General features: G+C 61.3%; 14 protein-coding genes and 1 tRNA gene. All 15 read right to left on the bottom strand.

The window, feature by feature from the left end; translation table 11 throughout:
* Positions 1 to 9 precede the first annotated feature (9 nt).
* Entirely contained in the window at positions 10 to 327 is a 318-nt protein-coding gene (gene rpsJ, locus Q0D45_RS07410) for a 30S ribosomal protein S10 (RefSeq protein WP_022978588.1), read from the bottom strand.
* 219 nt (positions 328 to 546) lie between these two features.
* The gene (gene tuf, locus Q0D45_RS07405; RefSeq protein WP_022974887.1) at positions 547 to 1,743 is read right to left on the bottom strand and encodes an elongation factor Tu; all 1,197 of its coding nucleotides are present in this window, start codon (positions 1,741 to 1,743) and stop codon (positions 547 to 549) included.
* Positions 1,744 to 1,796: 53 nt separating this feature from the next.
* Positions 1,797 to 3,893, bottom strand: a complete 2,097-nt coding sequence (gene fusA, locus Q0D45_RS07400; RefSeq protein WP_293390657.1) for an elongation factor G — start codon at positions 3,891 to 3,893, stop codon at positions 1,797 to 1,799.
* Positions 3,894 to 3,996: 103 nt separating this feature from the next.
* Positions 3,997 to 4,470, bottom strand: a complete 474-nt coding sequence (gene rpsG, locus Q0D45_RS07395) for a 30S ribosomal protein S7 (protein ID WP_022974910.1) — start codon at positions 4,468 to 4,470, stop codon at positions 3,997 to 3,999.
* A 108-nt stretch (positions 4,471 to 4,578) separates the two neighbouring features.
* Complete coding sequence (gene rpsL, locus Q0D45_RS07390; protein WP_293390653.1) at positions 4,579 to 4,986, bottom strand: 30S ribosomal protein S12; 408 nt, start codon at positions 4,984 to 4,986, stop codon at positions 4,579 to 4,581.
* Between the two features lie 192 nt (positions 4,987 to 5,178).
* On the bottom strand, positions 5,179 to 9,441 hold the full coding sequence (gene rpoC / locus Q0D45_RS07385) for a DNA-directed RNA polymerase subunit beta' (protein WP_293390650.1): 4,263 nt from the start codon (positions 9,439 to 9,441) through the stop codon (positions 5,179 to 5,181).
* 102 nt (positions 9,442 to 9,543) lie between these two features.
* Positions 9,544 to 13,695: a DNA-directed RNA polymerase subunit beta gene (gene rpoB, locus Q0D45_RS07380; RefSeq protein WP_293390648.1), complete on the bottom strand. Its 4,152-nt coding sequence runs from the start codon at positions 13,693 to 13,695 to the stop codon at positions 9,544 to 9,546.
* A gap of 134 nt (positions 13,696 to 13,829) precedes the next feature.
* Positions 13,830 to 14,207, bottom strand: coding sequence for a 50S ribosomal protein L7/L12 (gene rplL / locus Q0D45_RS07375; protein ID WP_293390645.1), 378 nt, complete (start codon positions 14,205 to 14,207; stop codon positions 13,830 to 13,832).
* 90 nt (positions 14,208 to 14,297) lie between these two features.
* The gene (gene rplJ / locus Q0D45_RS07370) at positions 14,298 to 14,825 is read right to left on the bottom strand and encodes a 50S ribosomal protein L10 (protein WP_022974905.1); all 528 of its coding nucleotides are present in this window, start codon (positions 14,823 to 14,825) and stop codon (positions 14,298 to 14,300) included.
* Between the two features lie 253 nt (positions 14,826 to 15,078).
* Positions 15,079 to 15,774, bottom strand: coding sequence for a 50S ribosomal protein L1 (gene rplA / locus Q0D45_RS07365; RefSeq protein WP_293390717.1), 696 nt, complete (start codon positions 15,772 to 15,774; stop codon positions 15,079 to 15,081).
* A 13-nt stretch (positions 15,775 to 15,787) separates the two neighbouring features.
* Positions 15,788 to 16,219 carry a 50S ribosomal protein L11 gene (gene rplK, locus Q0D45_RS07360; protein WP_293390644.1) on the bottom strand — a complete coding sequence of 144 codons (432 nt, stop codon included), beginning with the start codon at positions 16,217 to 16,219 and terminating at the stop codon, positions 15,788 to 15,790.
* A gap of 196 nt (positions 16,220 to 16,415) precedes the next feature.
* Positions 16,416 to 16,949, bottom strand: coding sequence for a transcription termination/antitermination protein NusG (nusG, locus tag Q0D45_RS07355; protein WP_022974902.1), 534 nt, complete (start codon positions 16,947 to 16,949; stop codon positions 16,416 to 16,418).
* A complete protein-coding gene (gene secE, locus Q0D45_RS07350) occupies positions 16,949 to 17,284 on the bottom strand; it encodes a preprotein translocase subunit SecE (RefSeq protein ID WP_293390638.1) in 336 nt (111 codons plus the stop codon). The genes nusG and secE overlap by 1 nt, the downstream gene beginning before the upstream one ends.
* A 93-nt stretch (positions 17,285 to 17,377) precedes the next feature.
* A tRNA-Trp gene (locus Q0D45_RS07345) sits at positions 17,378 to 17,453 on the bottom strand.
* Positions 17,454 to 17,571: 118 nt separating this feature from the next.
* Positions 17,572 to 17,687, bottom strand: a 116-nt coding sequence (locus Q0D45_RS07340) for a hypothetical protein (RefSeq protein ID WP_366946373.1), incomplete at its 5' end; no start/stop codon positions are given.

Raw genomic sequence — 17,687 nt, 5'->3', positions numbered from 1 at the left:
ATCCTCGCCTTAGTTGACGCGAATCTGGACTTCGACACCTGCCGGAAGATCGAGCTTCGACAGGGCGTCGACGGTCTTCTCGGTGGGGTCGATAATCTGCATAAGACGCTTGTGCGTACGAATTTCGTACTGGTCACGAGCAGACTTGTCTGCGTGCGGCGACACCAGGATGGTGTAGCGCTCCATGCGGGTCGGCAGCGGAATAGGTCCGCGGACGACGGCACCGGTGCGCTTCGCGGTTTCGACGATCTCGCGAGCCGATTTATCGATCAAACGATGATCGAAGGCTTTGAGCCGAATGCGAATCGATTGGCTGGTTGCGGCCATGCTCTCACTCAAGTCTTAAAGAACGACCCGGTAGCCGGATGGCTAACGGGGAACTAAGGGGCGCGAATTATATCGACCCCATCACCCTGCTGCAACACTGTTTGGAAAGTATTTCTGGAAACCCAGAAAATAAACAACGAAACCTTCCAGACAGCAGAACCACCAGGGAAAACAAACCCCCGCAAGCCCTTCTGAGGCTCGCGGGGGCCTTGTGCAGACTTACTTCAGGATCTTGGTAACGACGCCGGCACCAACGGTGCGGCCGCCTTCACGGATGGCGAAGCGAACCTGCTCTTCCATCGCGATCGGGACGATCAGCTCGACCTTCACCTTCACGTTGTCGCCCGGCATCACCATCTCCGTGCCTTCCGGCAGTTCGACAGCGCCCGTCACGTCCGTCGTGCGGAAGTAGAACTGCGGGCGGTAGCCCTTGAAGAACGGCGTGTGGCGGCCGCCTTCGTCCTTGCCCAGTACATACACTTCGGCTTCGAAGTCGGTATGCGGCTTGATCGTGCCCGGCTTGCACAGCACCTGGCCACGCTCGATGTCTTCGCGCTTGGTACCACGCAGCAGCAGGCCCACGTTGTCGCCCGCCTGGCCCTGATCCAGCAGCTTGCGGAACATTTCAACGCCGGTGACGATGGTCTTGACGGTGTCCTTCAGGCCCACGATCTCGACTTCTTCGCCAACCTTGACGATGCCGCGCTCGATGCGCCCCGTGGCCACCGTGCCGCGACCGGAGATCGAGAACACGTCTTCCACCGGCAGCAGGAACGGCTTGTCGATTTCGCGCATCGGCTCCGGGATGTAGGAGTCGAGTGCGTCGTACAGTTCTTCCAGACGCGCCACCCAGACCGGGTCGCCAGCAATCGCCTTGGTCGCCGAGCCCTTGATCACCGGGCCGTCATCCGGGAAGCCGTACTTGCCGAGCAGGTCGCGCACTTCCATTTCGACCAGTTCCAGCAGTTCCGCGTCTTCCACCAGATCGCACTTGTTCAGCCACACCACGATCTTCGGCACGTTGACCTGCTTGGCCAACAGCACGTGTTCACGCGTCTGCGGCATCGGGCCGTCGGTGGCCGACACCACCAGGATCGCGCCGTCCATCTGCGCGGCTCCGGTGATCATGTTCTTGACGTAGTCCGCGTGTCCCGGGCAGTCAACGTGCGCGTAGTGGCGGTTCTTCGTCGAATACTCGACGTGGCTCGTGGCAATCGTCAGGATCTTCGTCGAGTCACGACGGCCCTGCGATTCCGACGCCTTCGCAACCTGGTCGTACGGAATGTACGTGCCCCAGCCCTTGTCCGCGCTGATCTTCGTCAGCGCAGCAGTCGTCGTCGTCTTGCCATGATCCACATGCCCAATCGTCCCCACGTTCACGTGCGGCTTGGTACGGTCAAATTTCTCTTTTGCCATCGAAATATCCTCTAATCCGACTCAAGTTCAGTACAGCGCGGGTGTGTTGCTTATCAGGACTTCTTCGCCAGGGCGGCGGCAACGTTTGCCGGCGTTTCCTGGTACTTCTTGAATTCCATCGTGTACGTCGCGCGGCCCTGGCTCATCGAGCGCAGAGTCGTCGAGTACTGGAACATTTCTGCCAGCGGGACTTCAGCCTTCAGCGCCTTGACGCCACCGACATCGTCCATGCCCAGGATCACGCCACGGCGGCGATTGAGATCGCCCATGACGTCACCCATGTAGTCTTCCGGCGTTTCCACTTCGACGGCCATGATCGGCTCGAGAATGACCGGGCTGGCCTTCTGCGCGCCTTCCTTGAACGCCATCGAACCGGCAACCTTGAACGCCATTTCGTTGGAATCGACGTCATGGTAGGAGCCGTCGAACACGGTGACCTTGATGTCGACGACCGGGTAACCGGCGACCACACCATTCTTCATGGCCTCGACGATGCCCTTGTCGATGGCCGGCACGTATTCCTTCGGAACCACACCGCCAACGATGCCGTTGACGAATTCGTAACCGGCGCCCGGTTCCTGCGGTTCGATCTTGATCCAGCAATGACCGTACTGACCGCGACCACCGGACTGGCGCACGAACTTGCCTTCCGCTTCAACCGTGCGGCGCAGCGTTTCGCGGTAGGCCACCATCGGCGGACCGACATTGGCTTCGACCTTGAACTCGCGCTTCATGCGGTCGACGATGATTTCCAGATGCAGTTCGCCCATGCCGGCGATGACCGTCTGGCCCGTCTCTTCATCGGTGCGGACGCGGAACGACGGATCTTCCTGGGCAAGACGATTGAGCGCGATGCCCATCTTTTCCTGGTCGACCTTGGTCTTCGGTTCCACCGCCTGCGAAATCACCGGCTCCGGGAAGATCATGCGTTCCAGCACGACCGGCGCGTTCTGCGCAGCCAGCGTGGTGCCGGTGTACACGTCCTTCAAACCGATGCAGGCGGCGATGTCGCCGGCGCGCACTTCATCGATTTCTTCGCGGTTGTTCGCATGCATCTGCACCAGACGGCCGATACGTTCGGTCTTGCCGCTGCGCGAGTTGTAGACGCTGTCGCCCTTCTTCAGCACGCCCGAATAGACGCGGATGAAGGTCAGCGTGCCGACGAACGGGTCGGTCATGATCTTGAAGCCGAGCGCCGAGAACGGCTGGCTGTCATCGGCGGTGCGCTCGATGATCTTCTCGTAGTCGTCGGTGTCGTGCGCCTCGATCGGCGGCACGTCGGTCGGCGCCGGCAGGTACTCGATGACCGCATCGAGCATCGCCTGCACGCCCTTGTTCTTGAACGCCGAGCCGCAGAGCATCGGGAAGATTTCAAGCTTCAGCGTCCGCGCACGGATGCCGCCCTTGATCTCTTCCTCGGTCAGCGTCTCGCCTTCGAGATACTTGTTCATCAGCTCGTCGCTGCTTTCCGCGGCAGCTTCGACCATCTTCTCGTGCCATTCATTGGCCAGATCGACGAGCTCGGCAGGAATCTCGCCGTACTCGAAGGTCACGCCCTTGTCGGCCTCATTCCAGAGAATGGCCTTCATCTTGACGAGATCGACAACGCCCTGGAAACCTTCTTCGGCACCGATCGGAATCTGGATCGGCACCGGGTTGGCGTTGAGCCGCTTCTTCATCTGCTCGACGACCTTGAAGAAGTTCGCGCCCGAACGGTCCATCTTGTTGACAAACGCGATGCGCGGAACCTTGTACTTCGTGGCCTGGCGCCAGACGGTTTCCGACTGCGGCTGCACGCCGCCGACGGCGCAATACAGCATGCAGGCGCCATCGAGCACGCGCATCGAACGCTCGACTTCGATCGTGAAGTCGACGTGTCCCGGGGTATCGATGATGTTGACGCGATGCAGATCGAACTGCGCGCCCATGCCCTTCCAGAAGCAGGTCGTCGCGGCCGACGTGATCGTGATGCCGCGCTCCTGTTCCTGTTCCATCCAGTCCATCGTCGCGGCGCCGTCATGCACTTCGCCAATCTTGTGATTGACGCCGGTGTAGAACAGCACGCGCTCGGTCGTCGTCGTCTTGCCGGCGTCGATGTGAGCGGAAATACCGATATTGCGGTAGCGCTCGATAGGCGTAGTGCGGGCCACGGAAAACCTCGGGTCTTGAAAGCGAAGCCGCGAAATCTATCGCGGCTTCATTACAGATAGGAGAGCGGGAGCAGCGGTTTGCCGGAGAACCGGCAAGCGTCACTTACCAGCGGAAATGTGCAAAGGCCTTGTTGGCCTCAGCCATCTTGTGGGTATCTTCGCGCTTCTTGACGGCAGCGCCGCGGTGCTCGGAAGCATCCAGCAGTTCGCCAGCCAGACGATCGGCCATGCTCTTTTCGCCACGGGCGCGAGCAGCGTCGATCAGCCAACGCATGGCCAGCGTCGTGCGGCGCACTGCGCGCACTTCGACCGGCACCTGATAGGTCGCACCACCGACGCGGCGGGACTTCACTTCGACGCTCGGACGAACGTTGTCGAACGCAGCTTCGAGCACGACGATCGGCGCATCGGTCTTCTTTTTCGCCGCGATCTGGTCCAGCGCGCCGTACAGGATCTTTTCGGCAACCGACTTCTTGCCGTCTTCCATGACCATGTTCATGAACTTGGTCAGCAGTTCGGACTTGAACTTCGGATCCGGGAGAATTACGCGACGCTCTGGGCTACGACGACGGGACATTGATGTACTCGGTGCGTGATGCAGTATTTAGTTGCTGATGGCCAGGAACTAATAAGTGGTGAAACGAGGGCCTGCGCCAGGCGCAGACCCCGATAACTTGCAGAAGAATTACTTCTTCTTGCCAGCCGTCTTGGCAGCGGCGCCGGCCTTCGGACGCTTGGCACCGTACTTCGAACGGCCCTGACGACGCTTGTCGACACCCGAGGCGTCGAGCGCACCGCGAACGATGTGGTAACGCACACCGGGCAGATCCTTGACGCGACCGCCGCGGATCAGGACCACGGAGTGTTCCTGCAGGTTATGGCCTTCACCACCGATGTAGCTGGTGACTTCGAAGCCATTGGTCAGACGAACGCGCGCAACCTTGCGGAGTGCGGAGTTGGGCTTTTTCGGCGTGGTCGTATAGACGCGAGTACACACGCCACGCTTCTGCGGGCTGGCCTCAAGTGCCGGAACCTTGTTCTTGGCAGCTTTGGAGGTCCGACCGGTCTTAACAAGCTGATTAATCGTTGGCACTGTGATTCCCGCTTTCAAAAGCCCAATTGTGAAAGATATGGCGTGCGGACCATGAACGGTCTGCGCGCGAGGGCGCGAATCATAAGAGCGCGCCCGGTTTTAGTCAATCGTCGGCGGAACAAAAGATTGCTACGCCGCTTGCAACGGCCGCTGCGGGAAACCTGTTGAAGGTTGCCCGCAGCGGCTGATTTCTTACTCTTCGCCGGACTCTTCGACTTCATCCTCGTCGCCATCATCGCGACCACCGGACACTGCCGATTCGCTGCGCACGGCTTCGAATACGTCGGTGATCGGCGACGACGTCGTGGCGTTCTGCAGATCGGCCAGCAGGCTGCCACCACGCGCCTTGCGGCGCTGTTCGTGATGCGCCAGGCCGGTACCGGCCGGGATCAGGCGACCGACGATGACGTTCTCCTTCAGGCCGCGCAGCTCGTCGCGCGAACCGCGCACCGAGGCTTCCGTGAGGACGCGCGTGGTTTCCTGGAACGAGGCGGCCGAGATGAACGACTCGGTCGACAGCGACGCCTTGGTGATGCCGAGCAGCTGACGATAGAACTGGGCAGCGCGGCTGCCGTTGTTCTTCATCTTCCGGTTCTCGGCATGAACGTGGAAGATTTCCGCCTGCTCGCCCTGCAGGAAGCGGGTATCGCCCGGATCGGCAATCTCCACCTTGCGCAGCATCTGACGAATGATCGTTTCGATGTGCTTGTCGTTGATCTTCACGCCCTGCAGGCGGTAGACATCCTGAATTTCCTTGACCAGGTAGTTGGCCAGCGCGGTGACACCCTGCAGACGCAGGATGTCGTGCGGGCTCGGCTCGCCGTCCGAAATCTGTTCGCCCATCTCGACATGTTCGCCTTCGAACACCGTGATCTGGGTCCACTTCGGAATCAGCTGCTCGACTTCCTCGCCATCGGCCATCACCACCTTCAGGCGCTGCTTGCCCTTGGTCGCGGTACCGAAACGAATGGTGCCCGAGGCTTCGGCGAGAACCGCCGGATCCTTCGGCTTGCGCGCTTCGAACAGATCGGCAACACGCGGCAGACCGCCGGTGATGTCACGCGACTTCGAGGCTTCCTGCGGGATACGGGCGACGACGTCGCCGACCTTCACTTCCGCGCCGTCCTCGATGTTGATGATCGCCTTCGCCGGCAGCGAGTACGAAGCCGGAATGTCGGTGCCCGGGAAGCTCAGCGACTTGCCCTTGGCATCGACCAGCGCCAGCACCGGGCGCAAATCCTTGCCGGCCATGCCGCGAGTCTTCGGGTCGGTGATCACCAGCGTCGACATGCCGGTGATGTCATCGGTCTCGCGAGTGACGGTGATGCCGTCCTCGAAGTCCTGGAACTGCACGAAGCCGGCGATTTCCGTGATGATCGGGTGCGTATGGGCATCCCAACGGGCCAGACGCTGACCGGCCTTGACCGGATCGTTGTCGTTGACCTGCACGACGGCGCCGTACGGAATCTTGTAACGCTCACGCTCGCGGCCGTGGGAATCGACGACGCCGATTTCACCGGTGCGGGTGACGGTCACGCGATTGCCGTCCTTGTTCTTGACCGACTTGACGTTGTGCTCGCGCACCGTACCGGCCGCACGGGCGTCGACGCCATCGGCCGAGGCCGAACGCGAAGCCGCGCCACCGACGTGGAAGGTACGCATGGTCAGCTGGGTACCCGGCTCACCGATCGACTGGGCGGCGATGACGCCGACCGCTTCACCGATGTTGACCAGATGGCCACGGGCCAGATCGCGGCCGTAGCACTTGCCGCAGATGCCGAACGGCATCTCGCAAGTGATCGCCGAGCGGACCCAGACTTCGTCGATCGACAGATCTTCGAGCTTGTTGACCAGCTTTTCGTCGAGCAAGGTGCCGGCCTCGATCGCGACTTCATCGCTTCCGGGCTTGTGCACGTCACGCAGTAGGGTGCGACCGAGCACGCGATCGCGCAGCGGCTCGAGAATGTCGCCGCCTTCCACGATCGGACGCATGACGACACCCTGTTCGGTGCCGCAGTCCTGCGAAGTGACGACCACGTCCTGGGCAACGTCGACCAGACGGCGGGTCAGGTAACCCGAGTTGGCGGTCTTCAGTGCCGTATCCGACAGACCCTTGCGAGCGCCGTGCGTCGAGATGAAGTACTGGAGAACGTTCAGACCTTCGCGGAAGTTCGCGGTGATCGGCGTTTCGATGATCGAGCCGTCCGGCTTGGCCATCAGGCCGCGCATGCCGGCGAGCTGACGAATCTGGGCAGCGCTACCGCGCGCACCGGAGTCGGCCATCATGAACACCGAGTTGAACGAGGTCTGACGGACGGTATCGCCCTTCTTGTCCACGACGGCTTCGGTGCCGATCCGCGCCATCATCGCCTTGGCGATGTCGTCATTGGCCTTCGACCAGATGTCGACGACGTGGTTGTAGCGCTCGGACTGGGTGGTCAGACCCTGGCTGTACTGGTCATCGATGTCCTTAACCTTGATCTCGGCCTCGGCCAGGATGCCGACCTTCTCGTCGGGCACCATGATGTCGTCGAGGCAGAACGAGATGCCGGCCTTGGTCGACATGCGGAAGCCCATGTACATCAGCTGGTCGGCGAACACCACGGTGTCCTTCATGCCGACGCGGCGGTACACCCAGTTGATCGTCTGCGAGACGATCTTCTTGGTCATCGTGCGGTTGACCTGGGCGAACGGAATACCGTCCGGCAGGATTTCCGACAGCAGCGCACGGCCGGTGGTCGTGTCGTTGATGCGACGGATTTCCTTGTAGCCGCCCTCGCCGTCCTCGATGTAATCGCGCATGCGGACCTTGATCTTGGCCTGCAGATCGATCAGGCCCGATTCATAGGCGCGATGCACTTCCGAGATGTCGGAGAAGGTCATGCCTTCGCCCGGCGCATTGACGCGCTCGCGGCTCATCCAGTACAGACCAAGCACGACGTCCTGCGACGGCACGATGATCGGGTCGCCGTTGGCCGGCGACAGGATGTTGTTCGAGGCCATCATCAGCACGCGCGCTTCCAGCTGCGCTTCGAGCGACAGCGGCACGTGGACAGCCATCTGGTCACCGTCGAAGTCGGCGTTGAAAGCCGTGCAGACGAGCGGATGCAGCTGGATGGCCTTGCCTTCGATCAGTTGCGGTTCGAAGGCCTGGATGCCGAGGCGATGCAGGGTCGGCGCGCGGTTGAGCAGCACCGGATGTTCCTTGATGCACTCTTCGAGCACGTCCCAGACCTGGGCTTCTTCGCGCTCGACCATCTTCTTCGCGGCCTTGATCGTCGTGGCGACGCCAAGACGCTGCAGACGCGAGAACACGAACGGCTTGAACAGCTCCAGCGCCATCTTCTTCGGCAGGCCGCACTGGTGCAGCTTCAGGGTCGGACCGACGACGATGACCGAACGGCCGGAATAGTCGACGCGCTTGCCGAGCAGATTCTGGCGGAAGCGGCCCTGCTTGCCCTTGATCATGTCGGCGAGCGACTTGAGGGCGCGCTTGTTGGTGCCGGTGATCGCGCGGCCGCGGCGGCCGTTGTCGATCAGGGCGTCAACGGACTCCTGCAACATGCGCTTTTCGTTGCGCACGATGATGTCCGGCGCCGTCAGTTCGAGCAGGCGCTTCAGGCGGTTGTTGCGGTTGATGACGCGGCGATACAGATCGTTGAGATCCGAGGTCGCGAAGCGGCCACCATCGAGCGGCACCAGCGGACGCAGATCCGGCGGCAGCACCGGCAGCACCGTGAACACCATCCATTCCGGCTTGTTGTGCGAAGCGATCAGATACTCGATCAGCTTCAGGCGCTTGCCGAGCTTCTTGATCTTGGTATCGGAACCCGTGGCGCCGATTTCCTCGCGCAGCTTGATCGTTTCCTTCTGCAGGTCGATCGCCTTCAGGAGGTCACGGATCGCTTCGGCACCCATGCGGGCATCGAAGTCATCGCCGTATTGCTCGACGGCGTTGAGGTAGTCCTCTTCGGTCAGCAGCGTGCCCTTTTCCAGCGGCGTCAGGCCTGCGTCGACGACGATGTGGGCTTCGAAATACAGCACGCGCTCGATGGCGCGCAGCGGCATGTCGAGCAACAGACCAATACGGCTCGGCAGCGACTTCAGGAACCAGATGTGCGCGACCGGCGACGCCAGGTCGATATGGCCCATGCGCTCGCGACGCACCTTGGCAACGGTGACTTCGACGCCGCACTTTTCGCAAACCACGCCGCGATGCTTCAAGCGCTTGTACTTGCCGCACAGGCACTCGTAATCCTTGATCGGCCCGAAAATCTTCGCGCAGAACAAGCCGTCACGTTCCGGCTTGAACGTGCGGTAGTTGATGGTTTCCGGCTTCTTCACTTCGCCGAACGACCACGACCGGACAGTTTCCGGCGAGGCGAGGCTGATCTTGATGGCATCGAAGTCTTCGAACTCTTCGGTGGCCCGCATCAGGTTGAAGAAATCTTTCATGTCTATCTCCGCAATACCGCAATTCTTGAGGCTAGTAGGCTGATTACTGATGTCCGAGACGGCGCCTTTCGGCAGCACGTCTCAGACAGGTGACCTGTCGCCTCAGTTGTTCTGCTCGAGCTCGATGTTGAGACCGATAGAACGGATTTCCTTGACCAGCACGTTGAACGACTCCGGCATGCCGGCATGCATCCGGTGATCGCCATCGACGATCGCCTTGTACATGCGCGTACGGCCGTTGGTGTCATCCGACTTCACGGTCAGCATTTCCTGCAGCGTGTACGCCGCGCCGTAGGCTTCCAGCGCCCAGACTTCCATTTCACCGAAGCGCTGACCGCCGAACTGCGCCTTGCCACCGAGCGGCTGCTGGGTGACCAGCGAGTACGGACCGGTGGAACGCGCATGCATCTTGTCGTCGACGAGATGGTTCAGCTTCAGCATGTACATGTAGCCGACGGTGACCAGGCGCGCGAAGTTGTCGCCGGTACGGCCATCAACCAGCTGTGCCTGACCCGTGGTCGGAAGACCGGCGAGTTCGAGCATGCCCTTGATGTCTTCTTCCGAGGCGCCGTCGAACACCGGCGTCGCCATCGGCATGCCGCCGGTCAGGTTCTGCGCCAGCGTCAGGATCTCGGTGTCGGACAGGGCATCGATATCGACCTTCTGCTCGTAGCTGCCGATCTTGTTGTAGGCCTTGTCGAGGAACTTGCGTAGTTCGGCGACCGCCTTCTGGCCCTTGAGCATCTCGTCGATCTTCTTGCCGATGCCCTTAGCGGCCCAGCCGAGATGGACTTCGAGCAGCTGACCAATGTTCATGCGCGAAGGCACGCCCAGCGGGTTCAGCACGATGTCGACCGGGGTGCCATCCGCCATGTGCGGCATGTCTTCCACCGGCACGATCTGCGAGATCACGCCCTTGTTGCCGTGACGGCCGGCCATCTTGTCGCCCGGCTGCACGCGGCGCTTCACGGCCAGATAGACCTTGACCATCTTCAGAACGCCCGGGCTCAGCTCATCGCCGGCCTGGATCTTCCGCTTCTTGTTCTCGTACTTCTTGTCGAACTCGGCGCGCTGGTCCTTGAGCTGACGGGCCGCGGTTTCGAGCTGGTTCTGGGTCTCGTCGTCCTGCAGACGGATTTCGAACCACTTGTCACGCTCGAGGCCGTCGAGATAGTCGGCAGTGACCTTCTCGCCCTTCTTCAGCTTCATCGGGCCGCCGTCGGCGGACTTGCCGACCAGCAGCTTCTTCAGACGATCGTAGATGTCGTCCTCGAAGATGCGCTGCTGATCGCCGAAGTCCTTCTTGACCGAAGCCAGTTCGGATTCTTCGATCGACAGCGCGCGCTTGTCCTTCTTGACGCCTTCGCGAGTGAACACGCGAACGTCGATGACGGTGCCGTCCATGCCGGCCGGTACGCGCAGGCCGGTGTCCTTCACGTCGGAAGCCTTCTCGCCGAAGATCGCGCGGAGCAGCTTTTCTTCCGGCGTCAGCTGGGTCTCGCCCTTCGGCGTGACCTTGCCGCAGAGGATGTCGCCAGCCTTTACTTCGGCGCCGATGTAGACGATGCCGGCTTCGTCAAGCTTGCGCAGCGCGCCTTCGTTGACGTTCGGGATGTCGGCGGTGATTTCTTCCGGCCCGAGCTTGGTTTCGCGCGCGACGCAGGTCAGCTCTTCGATGTGGATCGTGGTGAACCGATCTTCCTCGACCACCCGCTCGCTGAGCAGGATCGAATCTTCGAAGTTGTAGCCGTTCCACGGCATGAACGCGATCAGGATGTTCTGGCCGAGGGCCAGTTCACCGAGGTCGGTCGACGGACCATCGGCCAGCACGTCGCCACGCGACACGATGTCGCCCGGGCGAACCAGCGGCTTCTGATTGATACAGGTGTTCTGGTTGGAACGCGTGTACTTGATCAGGTTGTAGATATCGACGCCGGCTTCGCCTGCGATCGTTTCGTCATCGTTGACACGAACGACGATACGGGCAGCATCGACCTTGTCGACCACGCCACCGCGCTTGGCGGTGAAGGCGACACCGGAGTCGATCGCGACGCGGCGTTCCATGCCGGTGCCGACCAGCGGCTTTTCGGCACGCAGCGTCGGAACGGCCTGACGCTGCATGTTCGAACCCATGAGGGCGCGGTTGGCGTCATCGTGTTCGAGGAACGGGATCATCGCGGCGGCGACGGACACGATCTGGCGCGGCGACACGTCCATGTACTGGACCTTGTCGGGCGTCATCATGGTGAATTCGTTCTGGTAGCGGACCGATGCCAGGTCAGCCTTGAACGCACCCTTGGCGTCGAGCTCCGAGTTCGCCTGGGCGATCACGTAGCGGCCTTCTTCGATCGCCGACAGGTATTCGATGTCGCTGCCGACCTTGCCGTCGACGACCTTGCGATACGGCGTCTCGAGGAAGCCGTAATCGTTGGTGCGGGCATAGCAGGCCAGCGAGTTGATCAGACCGATGTTCGGGCCTTCCGGCGTTTCGATCGGGCAGACGCGGCCGTAATGGGTGGGATGCACGTCGCGGACTTCGAAGCCGGCGCGCTCGCGGGTCAAACCGCCCGGTCCGAGAGCCGACACGCGACGCTTGTGCGTGACTTCCGACAGTGGGTTGTTCTGATCCATGAACTGCGACAGCTGCGACGAGCCGAAGAATTCCTTGATCGCAGCGCCGACCGGCTTGGCGTTGATCAGATCCTGCGGGGTCAGGTTCTCGGCTTCGGCCAGCGCCAGACGCTCGCGAACGGCGCGCTCGACACGGACCAGGCCGGTGCGGAACACGTTCTCGGTCATTTCGCCGACCGCACGGATGCGGCGGTTGCCGAGATGATCGATATCGTCGGTGATCTGCTCGCCGTTGCGGATCGCGATCATCTCGCGGACCACTTCGACGATGTCCGAAGTTTCGCCCAGCTCCGCCAGCTTCTTCTTCATTTCGGTATCGCCGAAAGTCTTGAAGTACTGGGAGTCATAGAGCACGCCGAGGCCGGTGACGGCCGTGCGGCGCAAGCGACGGTTGAACTTCATGCGGCCGACGCCCGACAGGTCGTAGCGCTCGCCGGCGAAGAACAGGCCGTTGAACAGGGTTTCGGCAGCATCCTTGGTCGGCGGCTCGCCGGGACGCATCATGCGATAGATCTCGACCAGCGCTTCGAGGCGCGTGCGGCTCGGGTCGATGTTCATCGTGGTGCTGATGTACGCACCCTTGTCGAGGTCGTTGACGTACAGCGTCGGCAGTTCGACAACACCGGCCGCGCGCAGCTTCGGCAGCAGATCGGCGGTGACTTCGGTATTGGCGACGGCGATCACTTCACCGGTTTCCTTGGAAACCAGATCCTTCGACACGATCTTGCCGAGCAGGTATTCATCCGGCACCTGCAGGTGCTTGACGCCGGCTTCCTGGATCAGCTTGATGTGACGGGCGGTGATCAGCTTGCCCTGCTCGACGAGCACCTTGTCGGCGCTGGTCTTGATGTCGAACTGCGCCTTCTCGCCCTTCAGACGTTCTGGCACCAGTTCCAGCATCGCGCCGCCATCGGCGAGCTGGAAGGTGTTGATCTCGTGGAACATCTCCAGCATCTGCTCGTTGTTGTAGCCGAGCGCGCGCAGGAGGATGGTCGCCGGCAGCTTGCGGCGACGATCGATGCGGACAAATAGGTTGTCCTTCGGATCGAACTCGAAGTCCAACCACGAGCCGCGATACGGAATGATGCGGGCGCTGTACAGCAGCTTGCCCGAAGAATGGGTCTTGCCCTTGTCGTGATCGAAGAACACGCCGGGCGAGCGATGCAGCTGGGATACGACGACACGCTCGGTGCCGTTGACGATGAAGGTTCCGTTGCCGGTCATGAGCGGAACTTCGCCCATGTAGACCTCCTGCTCGCGGATGTCCTTGACGCGCTTTTCCTTGGACTCGCGATCGTAGATCACCAGACGCGTGGTGACCTTGAGCGGCGCGGCGAAAGTCAGACCGCGGACGCGGCATTCCTTTTCGTCGAACACCGGCTCTTCAAGGCGATAGCGCACGTACTCGAGCGCCGCCGCATTGTTGTAGCTGACCATCGGAAACACCGACTTGAACGCCGCATGCAAGCCGGCTTCCTTGCGCTGGGCGGGGTGAACCTCGGCCTGCAGGAAGTGGCGATACGAATCCAGCTGCGTCGCCAGCAGGTATGGCACTGCGAGGGTTTCCGACTGCTTGCGGAAGTCCTTGCGAATGCGCTTCTTCTCGGTGAACGAGTAGGCCATCGGTGTTACCTCGTCTTGGCGCGCTTCAGGCGCGCGGAGCATTCAAATACGGTTGTAGCAACGGCAGAAGGCCGGCCGCTTGCGCGGCCAGCCCTCGCCGGTTACAGCGTGCTGCTTGAGCGAATCGACAAGGCTTACTTGATCGCAGCCTTGGCGCCCGCATCCGACAGCTTCTTGACGATCGCTTCGGCGTCAGCCTTCGGGATCGCGTCCTTGATCGTTGCCGGGACGGCTTCGACCAGATCCTTCGCTTCCTTCAGACCCAGGCCGGTGATTTCACGGACGGCCTTGATGACATTGACCTTGTTCTCGCCGAACGACGACATCACGACGGTGAACTCGGTCTGCTCGATTGCAGCAGCGGCAGCCGGGCCGGCAGCCGGGCCGGCAACGGCGACGGCGGCAGCGGCGGAGACGCCAAACTTCTCTTCCATCATCTTGACCAGCTCGACGATGTCCATGACGGACTTTTCGGCGATCGCGTCAAGGATTTCCTGATTTGAAAGTGCCATTTCTAAAAACCTCGATTGACTAGTGTGTGAACCAAACCGCTTACCCGATCAGGGAAAGTGAATGGAAAAACTGTGGTGTCAGGACTCGACTCAGGCCGCCTGCTTCTGGTCGGCCACCGCTTGCACGGTGCGCACGAACTTGGCAGTCGGTTCTGCGAGGGTGCGAACGAACTTCGACACCGGGGCCTTCATGACGCCCATGAGCATGGCCAACGCCTGCTCCTTGGACGGCAGCGAAGCCAGACGTTCGATGTCCTTCGAGCCATACAGCTGCCCGCCGATCGAAACCGCCTTGACCACCAGCTTGTCGTTATCCTTCGCGAAGTCCTTGATCACGCGACCAACAGCACCTGGATCGTCCAGCGAGAATCCAAGCACCAACGGTCCGACCAGCGCGTCGCCCATGCACTCGAACTGAGTGCCGGCCAGTGCGCGCTTTGCCAGCGTGTTCTTGACCACGTGCAGATAGATCCCGTTCTCACGGGCCTTGCTGCGCAGGATGTCGAACTTGCCGGCAGACAGTCCGCGATATTCGGCCGCAACAGCCGACAGCGCGCGTGACGCCACTTCATTCACTTCCGCAACCAGGGCCTTCTTGTCTTCAAGACGCAATGCCATTAGACGCGAACCTCCTGGTGATGCTGCGTTACAAACAGGATCGTGCCTTGCGGCTCGATCCACTTTTACGGAACCCTGTCGACGTGAGTCTTCAGGGCTTACCGTCTGCGTCAGCGGCTCTTGCGAACCTTTAACCTGCCTCGCCGCGTGAGCGGTTCGGCCCTACTGACGGTCTCGGACGGCGTGGCGGTGAGGCCACACTGTCAAGTTCCGAAAACCGGAATGCGCAGAACGCATTCCGGTCATTTGTCTCTTATTCCGGCAGCGACGACAGCTCGACCGGCACGCCGGGGCCCATCGTCGTCGACAGCGTTACCTTGCGGATGAAAACGCCCTTCGAGGTCGCCGGCTTCTGCTTGCGGATATCACGCAGCACGGCGAGCAGGTTTTCCGTCAGCTTGGCGGTTTCGAAATTCGCTGCACCAATGGAGCAGTGAATGATGCCGGCCTTGTCGGTGCGATAACGGGCCTGGCCCGACTTCGCGTTGCGGACGGCTTCGGCGACGTTCGGCGTCACGGTGCCGGTCTTCGGATTCGGCATCAGGCCGCGCGGACCGAGCACCTGACCGAGCGCACCGACAACGCGCATCGTGTCCGGGCTGGCGATGACCACGCCGTAGTTCAGGTCGCCTTCCTTCATCTTGGCGGCCAGATCTTCCATACCGACCACGTCGGCACCAGCGGCCAGGGCTTCAGCAGCCTTGGCACCCTGGGCGAACACGGCAACGCGAACGGTCTTGCCGTTGCCGTTCGGCAAGGTCGTCGAACCGCGGACGTTCTGGTCGGACTTCTTGGCGTCGATGCCGAGGTTGAGCGACAGGTCGAGCGATTCCTTGAACTTCGCCGTGGCGCAGGACTTCAGGATTTCGATGGCCTGGTCGACCGGGTACGACTTGCCCGGCTGGATCTTGTCGGCGAATGCTTTTTGACGCTTGGACTGCTTGATCAGGGTTGCCATGTTCTTAGCCCTCCACCACGTCGATGCCCATCGAGCGGGCCGAGCCAGCGATCAGCTTGACTGCCGCTTCCATGCTGCCGGCGTTGAGATCCGGCCACTTGGTCTTGGCGATCTCGGCGGCCTGGCTCTTAGTGATCTTGCCGACCTTCTTGGTGTGCGGAGTCGGGCTGCCCGACTCGACGCCAGCGGCCTTCTTGATCAGCACCGTGGCCGGCGCGGTCTTGGTGATGAAGGTGAACGAACGATCGGAGTAGACCGTGATCACGACTGGGGTCGGGATACCCGGCTTCAGCTTCTGCGTGGCGGCATTGAACGCCTTGCAGAATTCCATGATGTTGACGCCGTTCTGGCCGAGTGCTGGGCCGACGGGCGGTGACGGATTGGCCTTGCCTGCAGGAATCTGCAGCTTGATGTAGGCCTGGACTTTCTTTGCCATTGCTTACTCCGTGATGGGTACGTGCGCCCGGCTTTCAGGTGGGCTCCCCGGTTTGACTACTTCCGGACAGCTAAAAGCGTCCGGTCTACAAAGTTTGTTTTGCCATCCCTGGCGAGGGTTCATCCTCGTTTGGAGACCTCGGCCCGGCCATCCGTGGCCGGTCGTGAATGCCCGGCGAGCAGTGCTCGCCAACCATTCACCCTTTCTGCACCTGCGAAAATTCGAGTTCGACAGGTGTGGCGCGGCCGAAGATCAGCACCGCGACTCGCAGACGGCTCTTGTCGTAATTGACTTCCTCGACCACACCGGAGAAGTCCGCGAACGGGCCTTCGGTGATCCGGACGGCTTCGCCCGGCTCGTACAGCGTCTTCGGCTTCGGCTTCTCGACCGCTTCCTCGACCCGGCTGAGGATCGATTTGGCTTCCTTCTCGGAGATCGGGGCCGGCTTGTCCGGCGTGCCGCCGATGAAGCCAAGGACCTTCGGCGTCGATTTGACCAGGTGCCAGGTGTCTTCGTTCATTTCCATCTGGACCAGTACATAGCCCGGATAGAACTTGCGCTCCGTGGTGCGCTTCTGGCCATCGCGGATTTCGACCACTTCTTCGGTCGGCACCAGGATGTCGCCGAACTTTTCTTCAAGTCCGGCGCGGGTGATGCGCTCCTTCAGGGCGCGCAACACATTGTTTTCGTACTGTGAGTACGCGTGAACCACATACCAACGCATGCTCATCAGGCACTCCGTCCGGTGAGCTTCTGGACGCCCCAAAGCAAGGTCGCGTCGAGCCCCCACATCATCAAGGCCACGATCAGCACGAAAATGGCGATGATCAGCGTGGTTTGCAGGCTTTCCTGGCGCGTAGGCCAGACCACCTTGCGGAGTTCGACACGGGCGCCCTGGACATGCGACCAGAGCGAATGGCCGATTGCCGTGCGATAGACCGCGGCGACGGCCGCGGCGATGCTGCCGAGCAGCAGCAACAGCCGAACGGACTTCGGCAATTCAAGGAACACGTAATAGACGGCGAGACCGCCAATCAGCAGCACAAGGGCCGAGATCAGCAGCAACGTGTCGAAACGTGAGCCGGTTTCTTCGACCTGGCTACCGGCTGTCTTCGAGGATTCCATCGGTCTCGTGAGGCAAAACTGCTTTCATCACAGTGGCAGGGCGGGAGGGTCTCGAACCCGCAACCTTCGGTTTTGGAGACCGACGCTCTACCAGTTGAGCTACCGCCCTGTTGGCGCACTGTGAATCGAGGGGGCGCGAGTATAGCTTCGTGCCGGGGAAAATGTAAACGCCTGCTGCTGAAACGACAACCCCGCAGGCCATTGCTGGCCTGCGGGGCAGACGAGACTTACTTCAGGATCTTGGTAACGACGCCGGCACCAACGGTGCGGCCGCCTTCACGGATGGCGAAGCGAACCTGCTCTTCCATCGCGATCGGGACGATCAGCTCGACCTTCACCTTCA

The sequence above is a fragment of the Nevskia sp. genome, from assembly GCF_023266035.1.
GTDB lineage: Bacteria > Pseudomonadota > Gammaproteobacteria > Nevskiales > Nevskiaceae > Nevskia.
This window is presented reverse-complemented; position numbering and strand designations above follow the sequence as displayed.

Excerpts from the sequence above, each read along its gene's own strand:
- rpsJ (WP_022978588.1), bottom strand. The coding sequence starts at position 327 with ATGGCCGCAACCAGCCAATCGATTCGCATTCGGCTCAAAGCCTTCGAT.
- tuf (WP_022974887.1), bottom strand. The coding sequence starts at position 1,743 with ATGGCAAAAGAGAAATTTGACCGTACCAAGCCGCACGTGAACGTGGGG.
- rpsG (WP_022974910.1), bottom strand. The coding sequence starts at position 4,470 with ATGTCCCGTCGTCGTAGCCCAGAGCGTCGCGTAATTCTCCCGGATCCG.
- rpoC (WP_293390650.1), bottom strand. The coding sequence starts at position 9,441 with ATGAAAGATTTCTTCAACCTGATGCGGGCCACCGAAGAGTTCGAAGAC.
- rpoB (WP_293390648.1), bottom strand. The coding sequence starts at position 13,695 with ATGGCCTACTCGTTCACCGAGAAGAAGCGCATTCGCAAGGACTTCCGC.
- rplL (WP_293390645.1), bottom strand. The coding sequence starts at position 14,207 with ATGGCACTTTCAAATCAGGAAATCCTTGACGCGATCGCCGAAAAGTCC.
- rplJ (WP_022974905.1), bottom strand. The coding sequence starts at position 14,825 with ATGGCATTGCGTCTTGAAGACAAGAAGGCCCTGGTTGCGGAAGTGAAT.
- rplK (WP_293390644.1), bottom strand. The coding sequence starts at position 16,219 with ATGGCAAAGAAAGTCCAGGCCTACATCAAGCTGCAGATTCCTGCAGGC.
- nusG (WP_022974902.1), bottom strand. The coding sequence starts at position 16,949 with ATGAGCATGCGTTGGTATGTGGTTCACGCGTACTCACAGTACGAAAAC.